Source organism: Streptomyces sp. NPDC031365 (assembly GCF_055569765.1).
The window spans coordinates 92201-111644 of the sequence record NZ_JBVIIM010000015.1 but is presented as its reverse complement, the minus strand read 5'-3'; the positions used below and the strand labels follow the sequence as shown (position 1 = coordinate 111644).

The 19444-nt window shown below is 72.3% G+C and carries 18 protein-coding genes and 1 pseudogene; 6 read left to right on the top strand and 13 right to left on the bottom strand.

The annotated features are described in order from the left end of the window. The first annotated feature begins 29 nt into the window (after positions 1–29). A complete protein-coding gene (locus ACZ5C2_RS22425) occupies positions 30–1061 on the top strand; it encodes a lactonase family protein (RefSeq protein ID WP_468793639.1) in 1032 nt (343 codons plus the stop codon). Between the two features lie 91 nt (positions 1062–1152). Here the strand turns inward: ACZ5C2_RS22425 and ACZ5C2_RS22420 are convergent, their stop codons facing one another. The 5 genes and pseudogenes from ACZ5C2_RS22420 to ACZ5C2_RS22400 form a co-directional block, all read right to left on the bottom strand. Continuing rightward, positions 1153–2073: a sirohydrochlorin chelatase gene (locus ACZ5C2_RS22420; protein ID WP_468793636.1), complete on the bottom strand. Its 921-nt coding sequence runs from the start codon at positions 2071–2073 to the stop codon at positions 1153–1155. An 84-nt stretch (positions 2074–2157) separates the two neighbouring features. Then, a complete protein-coding gene (locus ACZ5C2_RS22415) occupies positions 2158–3165 on the bottom strand; it encodes an N-acetylglucosamine kinase (RefSeq protein WP_468793633.1) in 1008 nt (335 codons plus the stop codon). Then, on the bottom strand, positions 3162–3839 hold the full coding sequence (locus ACZ5C2_RS22410) for a uracil-DNA glycosylase (RefSeq protein WP_468793631.1): 678 nt from the start codon (positions 3837–3839) through the stop codon (positions 3162–3164). The genes ACZ5C2_RS22415 and ACZ5C2_RS22410 overlap by 4 nt, the downstream gene beginning before the upstream one ends. A gap of 73 nt (positions 3840–3912) precedes the next feature. Beyond that, positions 3913–5068: pseudogene (locus tag ACZ5C2_RS22405) on the bottom strand (WD40/YVTN/BNR-like repeat-containing protein). A gap of 280 nt (positions 5069–5348) precedes the next feature. Then, a complete protein-coding gene (locus tag ACZ5C2_RS22400) occupies positions 5349–7037 on the bottom strand; it encodes an acyl-CoA dehydrogenase family protein (protein ID WP_468793629.1) in 1689 nt (562 codons plus the stop codon). A 73-nt stretch (positions 7038–7110) separates the two neighbouring features. On the opposite strand from ACZ5C2_RS22400, the gene ACZ5C2_RS22395 reads away from it, so the two are divergent. Then, on the top strand, positions 7111–7872 hold the full coding sequence (locus tag ACZ5C2_RS22395) for a PaaX family transcriptional regulator C-terminal domain-containing protein (RefSeq protein ID WP_468793855.1): 762 nt from the start codon (positions 7111–7113) through the stop codon (positions 7870–7872). Between the two features lie 78 nt (positions 7873–7950). Here the strand turns inward: ACZ5C2_RS22395 and ACZ5C2_RS22390 are convergent, their stop codons facing one another. Further along, positions 7951–8754, bottom strand: a complete 804-nt coding sequence (locus ACZ5C2_RS22390) for a pectate lyase (protein WP_468793627.1) — start codon at positions 8752–8754, stop codon at positions 7951–7953. A gap of 233 nt (positions 8755–8987) precedes the next feature. Continuing rightward, the gene (locus tag ACZ5C2_RS22385) at positions 8988–10067 is read right to left on the bottom strand and encodes an NADH:flavin oxidoreductase/NADH oxidase (RefSeq protein WP_468793624.1); all 1080 of its coding nucleotides are present in this window, start codon (positions 10065–10067) and stop codon (positions 8988–8990) included. Between the two features lie 136 nt (positions 10068–10203). Here ACZ5C2_RS22385 and ACZ5C2_RS22380 point away from each other — a divergent pair, with 136 nt between their 5' ends. Then, entirely contained in the window at positions 10204–10557 is a 354-nt protein-coding gene (locus ACZ5C2_RS22380) for an ArsR/SmtB family transcription factor (protein ID WP_468793620.1), read from the top strand. 176 nt (positions 10558–10733) lie between these two features. Here the strand turns inward: ACZ5C2_RS22380 and ACZ5C2_RS22375 are convergent, their stop codons facing one another. Then, positions 10734–12080, bottom strand: a complete 1347-nt coding sequence (locus ACZ5C2_RS22375; RefSeq protein WP_468793617.1) for an FAD-dependent oxidoreductase — start codon at positions 12078–12080, stop codon at positions 10734–10736. A gap of 202 nt (positions 12081–12282) precedes the next feature. On the opposite strand from ACZ5C2_RS22375, the gene ACZ5C2_RS22370 reads away from it, so the two are divergent. After that, the gene (locus ACZ5C2_RS22370) at positions 12283–12750 is read left to right on the top strand and encodes a DUF6214 family protein (RefSeq protein ID WP_468793614.1); all 468 of its coding nucleotides are present in this window, start codon (positions 12283–12285) and stop codon (positions 12748–12750) included. Between the two features lie 107 nt (positions 12751–12857). Here the strand turns inward: ACZ5C2_RS22370 and ACZ5C2_RS22365 are convergent, their stop codons facing one another. After that, positions 12858–13526: a DUF305 domain-containing protein gene (locus ACZ5C2_RS22365; RefSeq protein ID WP_468793611.1), complete on the bottom strand. Its 669-nt coding sequence runs from the start codon at positions 13524–13526 to the stop codon at positions 12858–12860. A gap of 209 nt (positions 13527–13735) precedes the next feature. Here ACZ5C2_RS22365 and ACZ5C2_RS22360 point away from each other — a divergent pair, with 209 nt between their 5' ends. Next, positions 13736–15238 (top strand): LVIVD repeat-containing protein, encoded by a 1503-nt coding sequence (locus tag ACZ5C2_RS22360; RefSeq protein WP_468793608.1) that lies wholly within the window; start codon positions 13736–13738, stop codon positions 15236–15238. Here the strand turns inward: ACZ5C2_RS22360 and ACZ5C2_RS22355 are convergent. From ACZ5C2_RS22355 to ACZ5C2_RS22340, 4 genes are all read right to left on the bottom strand, one after another. Beyond that, complete coding sequence (locus tag ACZ5C2_RS22355) at positions 15226–15903, bottom strand: TetR/AcrR family transcriptional regulator (protein ID WP_468793605.1); 678 nt, start codon at positions 15901–15903, stop codon at positions 15226–15228. The genes ACZ5C2_RS22360 and ACZ5C2_RS22355 overlap by 13 nt on opposite strands. A 230-nt stretch (positions 15904–16133) precedes the next feature. Then, positions 16134–16868 (bottom strand): phosphatase PAP2 family protein, encoded by a 735-nt coding sequence (locus tag ACZ5C2_RS22350; protein ID WP_468793602.1) that lies wholly within the window; start codon positions 16866–16868, stop codon positions 16134–16136. A gap of 73 nt (positions 16869–16941) precedes the next feature. Beyond that, positions 16942–17877 carry a M56 family metallopeptidase gene (locus ACZ5C2_RS22345; protein WP_468793599.1) on the bottom strand — a complete coding sequence of 312 codons (936 nt, stop codon included), beginning with the start codon at positions 17875–17877 and terminating at the stop codon, positions 16942–16944. Positions 17878–17967: 90 nt separating this feature from the next. After that, positions 17968–18540: a DUF5134 domain-containing protein gene (locus ACZ5C2_RS22340; RefSeq protein ID WP_468793596.1), complete on the bottom strand. Its 573-nt coding sequence runs from the start codon at positions 18538–18540 to the stop codon at positions 17968–17970. A 344-nt stretch (positions 18541–18884) separates the two neighbouring features. Here ACZ5C2_RS22340 and ACZ5C2_RS22335 point away from each other — a divergent pair. Further along, a partial coding sequence (locus ACZ5C2_RS22335; RefSeq protein WP_468793593.1) for a MarR family winged helix-turn-helix transcriptional regulator occupies positions 18885–19444 on the top strand: 560 nt, incomplete at its 3' end.

Genomic DNA, 19444 nt, shown 5'->3' with positions numbered 1-19444 from the left:
CGGTCGGCATGGGACGAGAGGGGACAGCCGTGGCGGACGGCAGGCGGGCGTTCATCGGATCGTTCACGGCGGCGGGAGGCCCGGGCATCGTCACCGCGGCCGTCGCCCCCGGGAGCGGCGCGCTGACGCCCCTGGACACCGTGAACGCCGTACCCGACCCGTCGTGGCTGGCACTGTCGCCCGACGGCCGCATGCTGTACGCGGTCAGCGAGACGGCCGAGGGCGCCGTGGCCGCGTTCCGCGTGACCGGGGGCGGCCCGGAACCGGCCGGGCGTGAGGTGTTGGTGGACGGGAGCGGGCCGACCCACGTCAGCCTCTTCGCCGGGCACGTCCTGACCGCGAACTACGGCTCCGGCAGCATCAGCGCCGTCCCGGTCCGCGCGGACGGCAGTCTCGCGCGGACCGTCTCCGGGGTGCTCCGGCACAGCGGCTCCGGCCCTCATCCGCAGCGCCAGCGGGGCCCGCACGCCCACCAGGTGCAGCCGGACCCCAGCGGCCGCTGGGCGGTCGGTGTCGACCTCGGTACGGACTCGGTGCGGGTGTGCGCGCCGGTCGACGGCGTGCTCGTACCGCACCGGGAGATCGCCCTGCGTCCGGGCTCGGGACCGCGGCACCTTGCCTTCCATCCGGGCGGTTCGTACGCGTACGTGCTCAACGAGCTCAGCCCCACGCTCGTGGTCTGCCGCTGGGACGCGGCCGACGGCGCGCTGAAGCCGCTCGCGGAGATCCCGGTCCTGCCCGGCACCCCGGCCGGCGACGCCTTCCCGTCCGGTGTGGCCGTCTCGGCCGACGGCCGCTTCGTGTGGACCGCGACCCGCGGCGAGGACGTTCTGTCCGTGTTCGTGGCAGAGGAGGAGGGAGCGGCGCTGACCCCGCTCACCACCGTGTCCTGCGGCGGCCACTGGCCCCGGGCGATCACCGCCTCGGACGGCATCCTGTACGTCGCCAACGAGCGCTCGGGGGACGTGACCTGGTTCTCGCTCGATCCTGACACGGGAGTGCCACGGCGCGGCGGCTCGATCCCGGTACCCGCCGCGTCCTGCGTGGTGGTCACCCGCTGACCGGGGCGCCCGGACACGACGAAGGGCCCGCCCCGGAGAACCGCGGAGAACCGGAGCGAACCCTTTCGGCGTCCTGCGTGCGCCGGCCGCGTCAGTGGGCCGCGGTGTTCTGCGCCTGCTGCGGGGCGATGCCCAGGGCGGTCGTGTACTTGGCCAGGGCCAGCTTGCCGATCGCCGGGTACGGACCGAGCGCCTCGGCGGCGGAGCAGCCCGCCTCCCTCGCGGCCTCCTCGATCAGGCTCGCGTCGATCTCCGGGCCGATCAGGTAGGGCGCGAGCGCCAGCTGCTGCGAACCGGAGCCGCGCAGCTGCTCGGCCACGGAGGCGATGGAGCCCTCCTGGTCCAGGGCCGCCGCCATTACCGGCACGGCGAGGCGCGCGGCGAGCAGCATGCCGGTGATCCCAGCCGCCTGGACGGCCTCGTCACCGCCCACGGAGGCGAGGATGATGCCGTCCGCGGCGGTCGCCACGGTGAACAGACGGGCCCGGTCGGCGCGGGCCAGGCCGGCCTCCGACAACCGTACGTGCAGCGCCTCGGCCAGCAGCGGGTGCGGGCCCAGCACATCGGTCAGCTCGGCGGCGACGCGGCTGTCCATCACGGCCTGGCGTACCTGACGCAGCAGTGCGCTGTCCGGACCGGCGAGCAGCGGCACGACGACGGCGACGGGGCCGTCGGGCTCCTTGACGTCCATACCGGCGGCACGGGCCTGCTCGAAGCGGGCGGTGCGCTCCTCGGCCGCGTGCGCGAGGACGGACGTGATCGAGGGGAACTCGTCGTCGCCGTCGAGGTAGCCGATCCGGGCGTCCAGACCGGGCAGCTCGGAACGGGCGATGCTCACGACCTCGTCGGCGAGCGAGCGGGTGGCACTACTGGGCGCACCCGGCACGGCGAGGACGAGCGCGGGCGCGTCCTCGGGAGCCACCAGCGGCTCGGGACGGCGGTGCCGCCCGGGCTGACGGGGGCGCGGCATTCGTACTGGCAGGCCGGACGCGGGCCCAGTGGGGGTGCTCATGTTGCGGCATGTTAGTGGTTTCCTGGGCTCCCCTGTTCGGGGAGGGTGCAGGTGAGCGGTATCCGTCCGGTTTTGTCGGATGAGTTACGTTCGGGCGTCGTCCGTGCGTGTGACGTCCTCACCTGCCGGGCTCGTCACGCAGAGCATCCTCGCGTCGCCCGGAAGGGTGAAGGAACCGGTGGTCAGGTCCTCCGCCACCCGCACCGCTCCGTGCAGCGGATCGGCCTCGGCCATGACCCGCCGGGCTTGGGGCAGCCGCTTCGCCAGTTCCTCCTCCACGAGGCCGAGCAGAGGAGCACCCATCCGGAACAGGCCGCCGGTGAGACCGACCGCCGGCTCACCCTCCGCCGGGCACACCGCCACGGCGGAGTCGGCCATGTGCCGGGCGGCCGCCCGCAGAATCTCCACGGCCACCCGATCACCCCCGGTCGCGCACTCGCCCACCCGCGGCGCGAACGACGCCAGAACGGCCGGCCGGTCGGTACGCGGATACAGCCGGCCGGGCAGGCCGGCCGCCGGCCCGAACATGTCCTCGGCGCTCGCCAGCAGCCGCGCGGAGCCGCCTTCCCGCCCGTCGTGGGCGCGCAGTGCCGCCTCCAGGCCCGCCCGCCCGATCCAGGCACCGCCGCCGCAGTCCCCGAGCAGATGTCCCCACCCGTCCGCCCGGCGCCAGGCCGTCAGATCGGTGCCGGTCGCGATGAGGCCCGTACCGGCGGCGATCACCGCGCCGGGCCGGGACCCGAGGGCACCGACGTACGCGGTGACCGCGTCGGCCGCCAACGCCACACGCCGCACGCCCAGCTCGCGGGCCAGCGCGCCGGGCAGCTCCGCGCGCAGCGCGTCCCCCAGGCTGGCCATCCCGGCCGCGCCGACCACGGCGACCACCGGCGCCCCGATGCCGGCCTCGGCGCACAACGCCCGTGCCACCGGCACCAGTTGTTCCATGAGGTGCCCGGGGTCAATGCCTCGTTCCCCGGTCCGTACCGGTTCTCCCGACTCGGCCCGGGCCAGCGGACCGCGCCCGCCGGCCCCGACGGCGACCCGCAGGCCCGAGCCTCCGGAGTCCACGGCGAGATAGCCGGTCCCGGTCACGGCAGGCGCCAGTCCACCGGCTGGCCGCCCTGACGGATCAACAGGTCGTTGGCCCGGCTGAACGGGCGCGAGCCGAAGAACCCGCGGTCGGCTGACATCGGGGACGGGTGCGCCGACTCCACCGCGGGCAGATCCCCGAGCAGGGGACGGCAGTTGCGGGCGTCCCGCCCCCAGAGGATGGAGACCAGGGGCTTGCCCCGCCCGGCCAGCGCCTGTATCGCCTGCTCCGTGACCTCCTCCCAGCCCTTGCCGCGGTGGGCACCCGGCTTGCGCGGTGCCGTCGTCAGCGCCCTGTTCAGCAGCAGCACCCCCTGCTCGGTCCACGGTGTGAGATCACCGCTGGACGGCTGGGGCAGGCCCAGGTCGGTGCTCAGCTCCCGGAAGATGTTGATGAGGCTGCCGGGCAGCGGCCGTACCTCGGGCGCGACCGAGAACGACAGCCCCACCGCATGTCCGGGGGTCGGGTACGGATCCTGCCCGACGATCAGAACGCGCACCTCGTCGAAGGGCTGCTGGAAGGCCCGCAGGACGTTCGCTCCGGCCGGGAGATAGGTGCGTCCCGCGGCGATCTCCGCGCGCAGGAAGTCCCCCATCCCGGCGACCTGTCCGGCCACCGGTTCCAGGGCCTTCGCCCAGCCCGCTTCGACGATCTCATTCAAGGGTCGTGGTGCCACGCGCGTCACCCTACTGCCGCAACGGCTGCGGAGATCAACCCGTGGCCACGACCCGGCGGGGTCCCTCCCAGACTCATCCGACGACCGCGGCACGCACGCACAGCACGTCCGGCAGATGCGACGCCAACTGCCGCCAGCTGTCGCCGTCGTCGGCCGACGCGTACACCTCGCCGTTGCGGTTGCCGAAGTAGAGGCCGGCCGGGTCGGTCCCGTCGTGGCACATCGCGTCGCGCAGCACCGTGCCGTAGTGGTCCTCCTGTGGCAGCCCCGCCGTGAGCGGCTCCCAGCTCCTGCCCGCGTCCGTCGTCCGGTAGACCCGGCAGCGCCGGCCGGCGGGCACCCGGTCGGAGTCGGCGTTGATCGGGAACACATATGCCGTGTCACCGCGGTGGGGATGGGCGACCACCGCGAAGCCGAACGTCGACGGCAGTCCCTCGCCGATGTCCGTCCAGTGCCCGCCCGCGTCGTCGCTGCGGTACACCCCCCAGTGGTTCTGCAGATACAGCCGGTCGGGGTTCACCGCGTCCCGGGCGACCTTGTGCACGCACTGGCCGAACTCCGGGTCGGGGTCCGGCAGGAACACCGCGGACACACCGGAGTTGGACGGGGCCCAGCTCATGCCTCCGTCCAGGGTGCGGAAGACGCCCGCCGTGGAGACCGCCACCGTCACCGCGCGCGGGTCGCGTTCGTCGGTCAGCACGGTGTGCAGCCCTTCACCACCGCCGCCCGGCACCCACTTCGCGCGCGTGGGGTGCTCCCACAGCGGCCGGATCAGCTCGAAGGTCTCCCCGCGGTCCTCCGAGCGGTACAGCGCGGCCGGTTCCGTGCCCGCGTACACCACGTCGGGTTCCGCCGCGGCCGGGTGCAGCTGCCAGACCCGCTCCAGCGAAGCGCCCGTGTCCTTCGGGAACCTGACGGCAGGCTGAGCCGGTTCGGTCCAGCTGCGGCCCAGGTCGTCGGAGTGGAACACCGACGGGCCCCAGTGCGAACTGTCCCCGCCGGCCAGCAGCCGGGGGCTCGCCCCCCGGGTGTCGATCGCGACCGAGTACACGGCCTGTGCGTTGAAGCAGGGGCTTTCGTCGAACTCCCAGACGCCACCCCGTCGGCGCCCGATGAACAGTCCCTTGCGGGTGCCCACGGCGAGCAGTACTTCGGTCATGCCGATCACCTCCGCGACGTCGTCTTCGACGTCCTGTTTTTCGGTCACCGGTCAGTCTGCACCCCACCACTGACAGTCGCCTGCGGCTCGGGTCCCGCCGCAGGTCGCGTCGTGCGGCAACCGGCAACCGGCAATCGGCAATCGGCAACCGGCAATCGGCAGCCCGCCGCCGGCTGCGCGCTCACCAGCGCCTGGCCGCTGCGCGGCAATCGCTCGTCCCCGTGGATGTCGCACCTGCCACGGCCCCCGGAACCCGCCTGGTGCCGGCGCGGCGCACCACGGCACCGGCAACCAGGCGCGCAGGGCGGGGGTGATGGTGCGCGAAACGGTGCGCGGGGCTTGACGACGTGTCAGCCGCTCTCGGGCAGTGCACGCGCGACGATCGCGTCCAGTGCTGCCGTCGACGGCAGCGTGCCGAAGGAGTGCCCCCAGTCACCGCCCAGTCGCGTCGCGCAGAAGGCGTCGGCGACCGCGGACGGGGCGTGCCGGACGAGGAGTGAGCCCTGGAGGGCCAGGGCCATCCGCTCCACCAGCCGCCGGGCGCTCGCCTGCGATCCCTCGGCCAGCTGGTCCTTCAGCCCGGCCACGGCCGCGTCCAGCCGGGCGTCCGCCCCCCGCGTCAGGGCGAGTTCGTCGAAGAGCGCCTGCGCGGTGGCCACGTCCCGGCCGACCGCACGGAGCACATCGAGGGCGTTGACGTTCCCCGAGCCCTCCCAGATCGACAGCAACGGGGCCTCGCGGTAGTGCCGCGGCATGCCGGAGTCCTCGACGTAGCCGTTACCGCCCAGGCACTCCAGGGCCTCGGCGGTGAAGGCCGGGCCGCGCTTGGTGACCCAGTACTTGCCGACCGCCGTCGCGATCCGGCGGAACGCGGCCTCCCCTGCGTCTCCGCGCACCGCGCGGTCGGCCGCTCCGGCCAGCCGCAGGGTGAGCGTCGTCGCGGCCTCGGACTCCAGCGCCAGATCGGCCAGCACATTGCGCATCAGCGGCTGGTCCACCAGCCGTGCCCCGAAGGCGCTGCGGTGCCGCACATGATGGCCGGCCTCCACGAGCGTCTTGCGCATCAGTGCCGCCGACATCATCACGCAGTCCAGCCGGGTGCAGTTGACCATCTCGATGATGGTCTTCACGCCCTGTCCCTCCGGACCGACCAGCCAGGCCACGGTCCCGTCGAACTCGGGCTCGGAGGAGGCGTTGGACCGGTTGCCCAGCTTCTCCTTCAGCCGCTGGATGCGGAAGGTGTTGCGAGTGCCGTCCGGCAGCACACGCGGCACCAGGAAGCACGAGAGCCCGTCCGGGGCCTGCGCGAGCACCAGGAACACGTCGCACATCGGCGCGGAGGTGAACCACTTGTGCCCGCGCAGGGTGTGGACGCCGGGCTCGGCGGTCGGCGTCGCCGTGGTGGTGTTGGTCCGGACGTCCGAGCCGCCCTGCTTCTCGGTCATCCCCATGCCGGCCAGCAGCCCGCGCTTCTCGGCCGGCACCCGAAGGCCCGGCTCGTACTCCCGGCTGGTCAGCAGCGGCTCGTACACCTTCGCCAGCTCCGGCTGCCGGCGGAGCGCGGGAACGGCCGCGTACGTCATCGACGTGGGGCAGCCGTGTCCCGCGTCGGTGTGCCCCCACACCAGCCCGCCCGCGGTACGGACGACATGGGCGCCGGGCCGGTCGTCCGCCCAGGGTGAGGCGGCCAGCCCCTCGGCGACGGCCGTACGCATCAGGTGGTGCCAGCTCGGGTGGAAGTCGACCTCGTCGATCCGGTGCCCGTACCGGTCGTGGGTGCGCAGCTCGGGCTCGTGACGGTTGGCCTGATCGCTCCACTCCTGTGCCTGCGCGCTGCCGGCCAGCCGGCCCAGCCGCCGCAGATCCTCCTCGGCCCACCCGGCACCCTCGCGTCGCAGGCCCTCCAGCAGTGCGGTGTCCTCGGAGGCGTCGTACGGGGTCAGGGGAGGGGGCTGATTGGTGACGTCGTGTGTGAGGTCACGATCGGCGCCGCGTGCTGCGGGATGCGGCTGCCGCGCGTCCGGGAGTGTGGTGGCCATGACCCCGAGTGTTGCATCGTCCCTGCGGTTGCAGCAATCATGCAACATGAGCGGAGACGTAGAGTACGGCCCCATGCGGAGGAACGAGCCGGCGCCGGCAACGGACGACCTGCTGCTGCGTCCTCTCTCCGCGCGGTCGGTCGTCCTGAGCCTGCTGCTCGGCTCCCACCCGCCGCAGCTCTCGGCGAAGGAACTCGGGCGGCTCCTGGAGGGCTTCGGCGTCGGCGGCTCCACGCTCCGCGCGGCGCTCAGCCGGATGGCCGCTGCCGGTGACCTGCGGCGCACGGACGCCGGGTACCGGCTCAGTGACCGGCTGCTGGAACGCCAGCGCCGCCAGGACGAGTCCGTACGGCCGCGCACGCGCGCGTGGGAGGGCGACTGGGAACTGGTGGTGATCACCGCGACGGGCCGGGGCCCTGCCGAACGGGCGGACCTGCGCACCCGGCTCGCCGGACTGCGGCTCGCCGAACTCCGCGAGGGGGTGTGGCTGCGTCCCGCCAATCTGGAACGCCGCCTGCCCGCGGCCCTGGACGGGGTGGCCGAGCGCTGTACGGCCCGCCCGGGCCGGCCGGCCGGTGAGCTCGCCGCGAGCCTGTGGGCGCTGGACGCCTGGTCCGGGATGGCCCACGCGCTCCTCGGTCATGCCGGCCGCGCCGCCCGCCCCGCCGACCGGCTCACCGCGTTCGCCGCCGTCGTGCGGCATCTGCTCACCGACCCCGTCCTGCCCGCCGTTCTGCTGCCCGCCGACTGGCCGGGTGAGATGCTGCGGGCCGCGTACGCCAGCTACCGGCGGGAGCTCGCGGGGGAGGTCCGGGCGCGGGTGGGCGGGGCATGAACGCGCGTGCGCGCGGAGAGCGGACGGCCGTACGAAGCGCCCCGCGCGGCGCCTCGTACGGCCGTCACCCGTGGGGGGCTACCGGTAGGTGATGTCGGACGACGCGTACTTGCAGTGCGTGCTGTCGGGGCCCGAGCCGTTGCTGTCGGGCTCGTCACCGTCGTCGTTGCCGATGTACTTCTGGCAGGGAATGATCTTCTTGCTGCTGTCCCCGATGATCGTGATGTTCCGCAGGGTCGCACTGTCGCCGTAGTTGGTGTTGATGCCGGCGATCCTGCCGCCCTTCCAGTTCACCTCGATGGTGTTGAGGTTGATGGTCCGCTGGTACTGCGTGGAGCAGTTGCCGCAGGAGCGGACGAAGGTGCCGAAGTTCTTGACCGCGAAGTTCGACACGTTCAGCGTTCCGGCGCCGTTGAACTGGAACACCTTGTCGCTGGCTTCCTTGGCGCCGCCCCCGCTGACGGTGTAGACCGAGCCCGACGACTTGCCCTTGAACGTGGCGGCGTCCTCGCCGACGTCCTCCCACCAGACGTTCTGCAGGGTGCAGGAGCCCTTGCAGTGGATGCCGTCGGCCGCGGGGGCGCCCAGGATGACGTTCTTCAGGACCGCGCCGTCCGCCAGCTCGAGGATCGGGCCCTGGTCCTCGTCCTGGCCGCCCGAGCCCAGGTCGCCCGTGCCGTAGAGGCGCTTCATCGCGTAGTCCTTGGTGCCGGACACGGAGATGGTGGAGGAGACGCCCTGGCTTCCGTTGGGGGTCGGCCAGGTGGCGGCGTCCGCCGCGGATGCTTCGACGGTCATGGCCATGCCAATTGAGAGGCCCAGGGTGGCGAGCGCGCTCGTCAGCGCGCGCCCTCCGGTGCGTGGTCGTGTCGTGGGAGTCATGTCGTTCCCTCTGTCGTGGTGTGGGGGTGCGGACCATGCTCATGAACATGGTTCAGAATGATGGCCCTATGGTGACTGGCTGAGTGCACCGGTCACACTGCTGAACGGAACGTAGAGGGAAAGCGCTTTCTGGTCAACGCCGTGCGTGGATCGTATTCGGTCAGGAATGGGCATGCCGATGGCCCGGGTGCGACAGGCACCTCGGGCCATCGGCGCGGAGCGTGGCGGACGGGTCAGGCGGAGCGGTGGTACTGATCCGGGACATGGACCGTGCCGCCCAGTTCGCGTGCCGCGTGCCTGGCCCACGAGGGGTTGCGGAGCAGCTCACGGCCGAGGAGTACCGCGTCCGCCTCTCCGTTGGCGAGGATCTTCTCCGCCTGCCCGGCGTCGGTGATCAGGCCGACGGCGGCGACCGGCATCGGCGTCTCGTTCCGCACCCGCGCGGCGAAGGGGACCTGGTAGCCGGGTCCGGCCGGGATGCGTACACCGGAGGCGTTGCCGCCGGTGGAGACATCGAGCAGGTCGATGCCGTGGGCGTGCAGCTCGGAGGCGAAGCGGACCGTGTCATCCGGGGTCCAGCCGGACTCCTCCAGCCATTCCGTGGCCGAAACGCGGAAGAACAGCGGCTTGTCCTCCGGCCAGACCGCACGCACGGCATCGACGACCTCGAGCGCGAAGCGCGTCCGGTTCTCGTACGAACCGCCATAGGTGTCCGTGCGGTGGTTGGAGTACGGGGAGAGGAACTCGTTGATCAGATAGCCGTGGGCGCCATGGATCTCGGCGATCTCGAAACCGGCGGCGAGCGCCCGGTGAGCGGCGTCGCGGAACTGGCCGACGATCTTCTTGATCTGATCCGCGGACAGCTCGTCGGGCGTCGGGTGGGTCTCGGTGAAGGCCATGGCGCTCGGCGCCACCGGCTGCCAGCCGTGCTCCTCCGGGCCGACCGGTGTGCCGCCCTTCCAGGGCCGGCCGGTCGACGCCTTGCGGCCGGCGTGCGCGAGCTGGATGGCGGGGACGGTGCCCTGGGAGGCGAGGAAGCGGGTGATCCGGCGGAATGCCTCGGCCTGGGTGTCGTTCCATATGCCGAGGTCGTACGGCGAGATGCGGCCCTCCGGCGACACGGCGGTGGCCTCGGTGACGATCAGACCGGTGCCGCCGGCCGCGCGGGCCGCGTAGTGCGCGAAGTGCCAGTCGTCGGGGGCGCCGGCCCCTGATCCGTCGGGTGCGGCCGAGTACTGGCACATCGGGGCCATCCACACCCGGTTGGGGATCGTCACGTCGCGCAGGGTGTACGGCTCGAACAGTGTGCTCACGGTGGGCTCCATTCGGCGAGGACCGGGACCGGGGAGGTGCGGGTCGTACGATACTCGTCGTAGTACGGCGAATGTCAAACTACGACGCTTCTCGTACCATGGAGGTTCCTCCCGGAACGAATGTGGAGCCGCCGCCGTGCCGACCGCCGCCCCCAGCAGTCGTGATCTGCCCCACCCCACGCGTGGGGAGATCCGGCTGGAGGGCGTGCTGCACGCGCTCTCCGATCCCGTACGCCTGCGGATCGTCCGCGAGCTCGCCGCCGAGGACGTCGCGCTGTCCTGCTCGCACTTCGACCTGCCGGTCACCAAGTCCACCACCACCCATCACTTCCGGGTGCTGCGTGAGAGCGGCGTGATCAGGCAGATCTACGAAGGCACCGCCAAGATGAACGCCCTGCGCCGTGACGACCTGGACGACCTCTTCCCGGGCATGCTCGACTCCCTGCTCACCGCGGCCATCCACCAGGCGGGCCGCCGCAGCGAGTCCTGACGGGCCAGGGGAGGAGGAGCTCTCCTCCCTCCGGGGGTTCTCGCCCGGCGCGATCGGCCGTGGTGCCTGTTCCCGGCGGAGACGGAGCGCCTCGTCCGGCGATGTCCGGGCGCCGGCGCTCTCGGGGCGTTCCAGGCGTGGCCGGCCTGTGGGATCCGTCCGTGGCCGGGACGGTCTCACGTGCCGGCCGTCCGGGCCGCCGACAGCAGGGACTCCCAGTCGGGGAGTTTGACGATGCCCCGGCCGAGGGAGGCGCCCAGCCGTGCCTCGGCCTCCTCGATCGCCCGCCAGCCCTGCCACAGGACCGGTTCGATGCCGTCGGCCCGCAGCGCCGCAAGCGGATCGCCGGGAAGGTCATGGTCGGTGAACAGGGCGGCGTCCTGCAACAGGGACGTCACCGTCTCCTTCGCGCAGGACCGGTTGGTACCGATGACGCCCGTCGGCCCTCGCTTGATCCAGCCCGCCACGTACTCGCCCGGAGCGACGGTGCCACCGCGCAGCACCCGCCCCGCGAGATGCGGCACCGTGCCCCCGGCCGTGTCGAACGGCAGCCCTTCCAGCGGCACCCCGCGATAGCCCACCGACCGCAGCACCAACTGCGCCTCGATGTCCTCGAACCGACCGGTGCCCGTGACACCACCGCGTCCGTCCGGCATCGTCCGCTCGAAGCGCACCGCGCCCACCCTGCCCTCCCGGGCGACCAGTTCGGCCGGGCGGAGGAAGAAGCGCAGCCGGATCAGCCGCCGGACGCCCGGCTCCACGGCCTGGGCCGACCAGCCCCGCAGTACCTCGACGTTGCGGCGCTGCGGGGTGGGCAGGGCGGACGGGTCCGTGTACGCCGGATCCAGCGCGGACTCCGCCGGATCCACGGCGATGGCGGTGTCCGGCAGGGTGCCCAGTTCGCGCAGCTCCTTGGTGGTGAAGCGGGCCTGGGACGGGCCGCGCCTGCCCACCAGGTGAACGCGCGTCACCCGGCTCGCCGCGAGTGCGGTCAGGGCCGCGTGCGGCATGTCGGTCGGGTTCAGTTCCGTCGTGCCCCGGGCCAGCATGCGTGTGACGTCCACGGCGACGTTGCCCATGCCGATGACGACCGCCGACCGCACCCCGCCGAGGACACCGTCGTACACCGCGTCCGGATGCGCGCTGTACCAGGACACGAACTCGGTCGCCGACCAGCTGCCCGGGAGCTCCTCGCCCGGGATGCCCAGCCGCCGGTCCGTCGCGGCGCCCACGCAGTACACCACCGCGTGGTACAGCTCCCGCAGTCGCGCGACCGGCACCCCGCCCGGTCCCACCGGCACCCCGCCGAGAAATCGCACCCGCTCGTGCTCCAGTACCGCGCGGAGGCTGTTCTGCAGGGATTTGATCTTCTCGTGGTCCGGGGCCACGCCGTAACGGACCAGGCCGTACGGGCACGGCAGCCGGTCCAGGACATCGACGTGCGCCCGGAGGTCCTGTTGGACGAGACTCTGGGCGGTGTAGCACCCGCTCGGCCCGGAACCGATCACGGCGACTCGCAGCACGGCGCAACTCCTCACCCCGGGGGATCGACAGGAGATCGCTGATGTGTCTTCCAGCATGGCACCTCCGCGCTCCGCTGACAGGGTGCGTCCGCCGCGCGGGGTGCGTGTTCCTACGGAGGGAAACTGATCACACCGTTACGTTGCCTGTGTGCTCGAGGCATCTTTTCTTCATCTTTCCGATCGCTCTCCGGCGGAGGGTGCGGTGTCCGTGTGGCCCGCGTGGGAGGTGCGGGAGGGGGAGCGGGCGACCCGGTGGCTCCATGTCCGACTGGCCTTCGGGGACGGGGCCAGAATCGACGCGCTCGCGACCGTGTCCGAGGGATGGGTCTGCGTGGAGGACGTACAGGCCAGGCCGGCGCTTGCCCTTGAGGACCTGGCCCTGTTCGCCGACTGGATCGAGGGCCCGCTGGCGCGGGCCTGCGGGGAGGAGGCCGGGCCGGACCCCGACGCCGGGGCCGGTACGGGCACGCACCGTGACGCATCCGCCCGGCCGCGGGGGCCGGGGGAGTGGCGGCTCGTGGCGCGGGCGTACCGCGAGGCGCAGGAGCGGGGCGCCGATCCGGTCCTCGCCGTGATGGACGAGACCGGATACAGCCGGCGCGGCGCGCTCCGGCTCATCGGCCGGACGCGCGACGCCGGTCTGCTGTCCCCCCGGCACGCCCGCCACTGAGCAGCGCCCCTGGTGTGCCCGCGGCCGAGCGGTGGCCCCGGCCGGGCGGAACGCCCCGCTCAGCGCCCGCCGCCTCGGCGCAGGACGCCGGTCATCCGCCGGCACCGTCACAGCAGGTCGCGCATCCGGCTGATCTCGCTCGTCTGCTGGGCCACCACGTCGTCCGCCATCTCCTCGATCCAGATGTTGTTGCCCTGCCCCTTCACCTCGGCGGACATGGTGATCGCTCCCTGGTGATGGGTGATCATCAAAGTGAGGAAGAGCTGGTCGAAGGCCTTGCCGTCGGCCGTGCGCAACTGCTTCAGCTGGGCCTGCGTGGCCATCCCCGGCATCGTCGCGTGGTCGTGCCCCGCCCCGTGCCCGCTGTCCCGCTCCGCCTTGTCGTGGCCCTTCAGCCAGCCCTTCATCGCCTTGATCTCCGGCTGCTGGGCGGCGGCGATGCGCTCGGCCAGCTTGACGATCTTCGGCGACCCGGCGCGGTCCGGCACGAGCCCGGTCATCTCCAGCGCCTGCGCATGGTGCTCGATCATCATCCGCGCGTAGGACACGTCGGCGGAGTTGGGGGAGTCGTCCTCCGCGCGCTGCCGCAGGGCCTCCTCGGCCGACAGGGTCCGGTTCTCCTCTCCGGGCGCACCGGGCGCGATGACCGAAGGCCCCTCCGCCGCGGACGACTTGCTGTCGTCCGTGCCGGAGTCACAGCCCACGAGCCCGAGCACGGCCAGAGCGGTCAGCCCGGTGGCGACGACGGACAGGCGCGGCACACGGCGGTAGTGCACAAGGACCTCCTGTGGCTGGAGTGTCCCCTCTTGTCGAGGGGTGCGGGACGCCTCGTGAGTGGCGACGACTGTCCTAGCACGCTTCCGCACGGCATTGATCAAGAAACTTCATTTGCGGCGAGGTTGCCCTCTGTTGGTATGTGCATGCCCAGACGATACTGCCGTTGCGGAAACCGTTCCGACACGAACGGAACCAGGGAGGAAAGACAGTGATCCTGTTGAGAGGTTCCCGACCCCGGCGCAGACGGCTGGGGGTTGCCACGGCAGCCGGTGGCCTGCTGGCCGCCCTGCTCACCGCTTCCCCCGCCGCGGCCATCCCCGACCCCGGGGACTCACCCGCCGATCGGACGGAGGTCTCGCGCAGCGACCAGGCCGAGGTCCGCGAGGCCATCGAGAGCGGCGAGATACCCGGACAGGACGAGATCGTCCATTCCGGCAACATCCGGCACGTGGCCAACATCCCCAAGGACGTGCTCTCCGGCACCAACTCGGACCTGGCCTTCCAGGGCCGGTACGCCTTCGCCGGCAACTACGACGGCTTCCGCATTTTCGACATCAGCAACCCCAAGGCGCCCCTGACTGTGGCCCAGGTCCTGTGCCCCGGCTCGCAGAACGACATATCCGTCTCCGGCGACCTGCTGTTCCTGTCCACCGACTCCTCGCGCAGCGACAGCAGTTGCAACAGCACCACGCAGCCGGCGACCGAGAAGTCCTCGTGGGAGGGCATGAAGGTCTTCGACATCAGTGACAAGCGGAACCCGCGCTACGTCGCCGCCGTCGAGACCGCCTGCGGCTCGCACACCCACACGCTGGTCCCCGAACGTAAGAACGTCTACGTCTACGTGTCCTCGTACTCGCCGAACGCGGCGTACCCCGACTGCCGGCCGCCGCACGACGGCATCTCCGTGATCAAGGTGCCGCGCAAGGCCCCGCACAAGGCGGCGGTCGTGGGCTTCCCGGTGCTGTTCCCGGGTGAGGGGCCGGACGGCGGCGGCAACCCGGGCGCGCCCACCAACCCGGGTGTCTCCAAGACCACCGGCTGCCACGACATCACCGTCCTGCCGTCGAAGGACCTGGCCGCCGGAGCCTGCATGGGCGACGGCATCCTGTTCTCCATCGAGAACCCGGAGCGTCCCCGGGTGATCGACCGGGTGCAGGACAACGTCAACTTCGCCTTCTGGCACTCGGCGACCTTCAACCAGAAGGCCAGCAAGGTCGTCTTCACCGACGAACTGGGCGGCGGCGGCGCCGCGACCTGCAACGCTGAGATAGGCCCGGACCGAGGCGCGGACGGCATCTACGACATCGTGGGCAAGGGCGAGCGGAGCAAACTGGTCTTCCGCAGCTACTTCAAGATCCCGCGCCACCAGGCGGACACCGAGAACTGCGTGGCCCACAACGGCTCGCTGATCCCGGTCCGGGGACGGGACCTGATGGTCCAGGCCTGGTACCAGGGTGGCGTCTCCGTCTGGGACTTCACCAACTCCTCGAAACCCAGGGAGATCGCGTACTTCGAGCGTGGCCCGCTGTCCACCGACCGGATCGCCACCGGCGGTTCCTGGTCGGCGTACTACTACAACGGCTACATCTACTCGAACGACATCGCCAAGGGCTTCGACGTCCTGAGGATCGACGACCGGCGCACCGACCCGGCCCGCTGGGTCCACATGCGCGAGCTCAACGTGCAGACCCAGCCGGACTACTTCGACTGACCGTCCGGCTCCGTCGCGAAGAACCGGGCCATGTCCGTCCGGTCCTTCTCACACGTCCCGCCGGGTGCTCCGGTGTCCGGCGGGACACCCATCTCCCAGCCGAGCCGGTAGCGCTTGAACAGCTCCGCGCGCAGTACGGGCACGGGCAGCGGCGCGCCCGGCATCACGGCCGCGTACACGGCGCCCATCAGCAGGGCGCGCAGCATGGGGTAGTCGGCCTCGACGTCGGGTGAGCCGTGCCGGGCGACGGTGTCGCTCAGCAGTTCGGCCAGGCGCCGCTGTTCGGGGCAGGGCAGGAACCCCTCGGCCTGCAACAGTCCGGCCATGTGCTGGCGCATCAGTATCGGCCGATCCCGTGCCAGGCCGAGGATCGCGTCGATGGCCCGCGCCATCCGCTCCCGGCCGTCCTCGGCGCGCGGCTCGCGCTCCAGGGCCTCCTCCAGCGTGCGGTGCATCAGGCGGTGCACGGCGGACTGTACGAGCTGGCGTTTTCCCGGGAAGTAGTACGAGATGAGGCCCCGCGCGGAACCCGCCCGGTCGGCGATGTCGCCGAGTGTGGTGGCCTCGAACCCGCGCTCGTCCACCAGCTCCACGGCGGCGTGCAGGAGCCGTTCCTTCGAACGCCTCCGCAACTCTTCATTGACCAGGGCGCTGCGCGGGGACATGCTGGACTCCTGCGTTGACTGGCTGCCAGCCAACTATACTCAACGCGTGCGGACGGGCCCTTTCCCGGGCCTGTTCCGGGCTGTCGGCCACCTCGGGCGACGCGGGGGATCGTCCGAGGTGGCCGACCCGGTCCCGGTGCACGTTCGCCGGGTGGCCGGCGCGTGTGGGCCGGGAATGTTCGCGCGGCCCGGCGCTCACGGGATGCCGTCGCGATCGCCCCCACTCCCGGCTACGTCCGAGCGGGGGGACCCCCGTCACCCGGCGGCACGACTGCCCGCGGCTGTGCGGCGACGCGTGGGTGCCGCTGCCTGTGGACCCCCACGGCCGCCGTCACCACCAGGGCGCCGAACAGCCAGCCGCCGACGACGTCCGTGGGCCAGTGGACTCCGAGCCAGACGCGGGTGAGGCCCACGCCGGTCACCGAGATCACCGCCACCGTCAGCGCCGTGCGCCACAGGACGCGGCGTACACGATGACGGTGCAGGAGCCACAGCAGGAGGCCGCAGACGACCGTCGCGGTCATGGCGTGGCCCGAGGGGAAGGCCGCGTAGTGGGCGGAGTCGACCGGGTCGGGCCAGGCCGGGCGGGCACGGTCCAGCGCGGCCTTCACGCCCTGCTGCACGGCCGTTCCGACGGCGACCGTCAGGACCAGCCACATCGCGGTCCACCGGTCCGCGTACCGCCACACCAGCAGTCCCGCCGCAACCCCGCACAGCACACGCATGGTCCACGGGTCCCAGACCCAGTCCGTCAGGATGCGGGCGGTGTGGGTCAGTGCGGGCTCCGCCACCGCCCAGCCGTGGGTGGTGCGGGAGATGTCGCCGTCCAGAGCGAGCAGCGGGTTCCACTCGACGGTGACCAGTGTCAGTAACAGGGCCGAGCACAGTGCCAGCACGCCGGTGGACAGCGTGGCGGGACGGTGCCGCGGGGGCCTGGGCGGGGAATCGGTGTGGGGGGTGTGCATGGGGCGATCCTTGTCGACCGGCGGTGTCCGGGGCCAGTCCTGTCACCGCCGCCGGACCCTTGCGGTCCGCGGACTACCCCAGTGCCCGCAATCCCGGTACGAACGCCACCAGGATGGGAATCACCGGCACCATCGACGCCACGGCGGTCAGCCGCAGCCGCCGCCCCGCGGTGAGCCGGTCCGCGGGGGTGAGCAGCCGGTGCACACGGGCCGGGACCTCGGCCTGTGGGTCCGAACAGGGACCGAACACCCCTCGGTGCTCGTTGAGTTCGACCAGGGCGAGGGCCGTGGTCAGCCGGCCGAAACGGCGGGAGGCCGTGTCGTCCGCGGAGAGTTCGACCAGCCGGTGCATCTCGTCGCGGAACGCGGCGAAGACCGGCACCTGGGGGAACCCGCCGGCCAGCGCGGAGGAGCAGTTCAGCAGCCAGTCGTGCCGGGCCCGCGCGTGCCCCCGTTCGTGGGCGAGGACGGCGTCCAGTTGTCTGCCCTTCAGCCGGCGCAACGCGGCCGTGGTCACGACCAGTCGGGGCGGACTCCCGGGCAGCCACCAGGCGTCGGGCTGCTCGCCCTCGAGGACCACCAGCCGCTCGGAGCCCGGCTCCTCGCCGGGCAGCAGGGGGACCCGCAGGCGCAGTTGGGCCCGCCGCGTCCGGCGCCGGGCGCGGGCCCGTACGATTTCCCGGACCAGCATCGCCGCGCTCCAGAGTCCGCCGCACGCCAGCGCCACCGCGGTGGTCGCCGCCCAGAGTCCTGCCGTGCCGAGGGAGTACGCCTCCACGACGGCACGGGGCGCGGTGGCGAACACCTGGCCGCCCACCGCCTGCCAGGCGGCCGCCGCGCTGAACGTCATCGACAGGGCACAGCACAGCAGCACCGCCGCGATCACGCATTGCCACGCCCACAGTGCCACCACCGGTTCACGGTCCGGCCAGTCGGCCCGGGCGAGCAGCCGGGGACCCACGACAGCGGTCAGGACGCCGAGCACCAGCAGGACCGCGGGGAGGATCATGCCTGCAGCTTATGAGCGTGGACCGCTCAGCGGTACGGACCAGAGGTCCGAAGTGACGCAGACAACGGTCCCGGAACCGCAATCACGGCCCTACATCGTCAGCAGCATCGCCACCATCCCGATCGCCATGGACAGCCGGCAGGCCCGCGCCAGCTCCGGCCGGTCGCCCCAGCCGGGGCCGGGGCCCGGGCCACCGCCCGCCACGGCGGTCACGGCGGTCACGGCGGTCACGGGCGCCAGGCCTACCCCCGTCATCAGTACGTACCCGGCGAAGTAGAGCAGCAGGGTCCCGGTCAGCAGGGGTATGCCCGATCCGCCGTGCCCGTGCGTGGTGCCGGAGGCGGTGGCCATGGTCACCGCCATGTACACCATCGCCCCGGCCCCCATCAGGTGGTGCAGATGGCGTGCGCCCGTGCGGGCCGCCCACAACGCGTGCAGCCCCGCCGCACCGAAGACCGCCGCATGGGCCGGCCACGCCCAGGGCGGCGGCGTGAACACCGTTGCGGGCACGGCCATCACGGCCATGCCGAACCCCATCAGCGCCTCGCCGCCCGCGGAACGGCGCTGCTCCTCCACGCGGCTGCGCATGCGCAGCAGACAGTAGGCGCCGGTCGCCGCGCAGAGCGCGACCAGCAGCCAGCCGGACGACGCCGGTCCGTGCACGTGAACCTCCCCCTCCGGACCCGTTCGACGGTCGGTCAGGGGATGCCCGCCCCCGGTGGCGGACACGCGGGCGCACAGGAGTGCACAGGGAGCGTTCGGGGGAGCGTAGCAGGTCAGCGGCTATATTTTATGAGTAAATGACCTGCCCGCCCTCAGCGAGGTCGCCGCGGTCACGCCGCTGAGCCTTCCTCCGGTCGCCGCCTCGCTCACCGGGGAACACCGGCGCGCACCGCCCAGGAGCGGGTCGTGCTCGCCGAGCAGCCGGGACGCCGTACGCTCGCGGCGACGGTACGACGCCAGGGGCTGCTTCCCGGCGCGAGCACGCACACGGAGGACGTACGGCCATGACGGCGACCCAAGGACCATCGGCGACCGGCGACGAGGGCCCCCGGAACGCCGGCCGGGAGCCGTCCGGCAGAAGGGGCGACACCGTTGCCGCCGTCGTCCGGCAGTGGCGGGCCGTCCACCCCGACCTGGACACCGGGCCCATGGAGGTCATCGGCCGCATCCACCGCTGCGCCGCCCTCCTGCAGCAGGCGGAGGATGCCCCGCTGCGCCGGGCCGGACTGTCCCGCGCGGAGTTCGACCTGCTGGGCGCGCTGCGCCGCACAGGACACGAGCTGACCCCGAGCGAGCTGGTCCGTGAGACCTTCTCCTCGGGCGCCGCCGTCACCAAACGCCTCAAGCAGCTCAGCGAACGCGGGCTGGTGGAGCGCCGCGGCGACACCCGGGACCGCCGGGTCGCCCACGTCCGCCTCACCGACGCCGGACGCGACACGGTCGACGGCATCCTGCCCGCGCAGCTCGCCTACGAGACCGCCGTACTGTCCGGCCTGGACAGCCCGGAACTGGGCGAGCTCGCCGCCCTGCTCGGTGAACTGCTCGGGCAGTTGGAAGGGCGCCT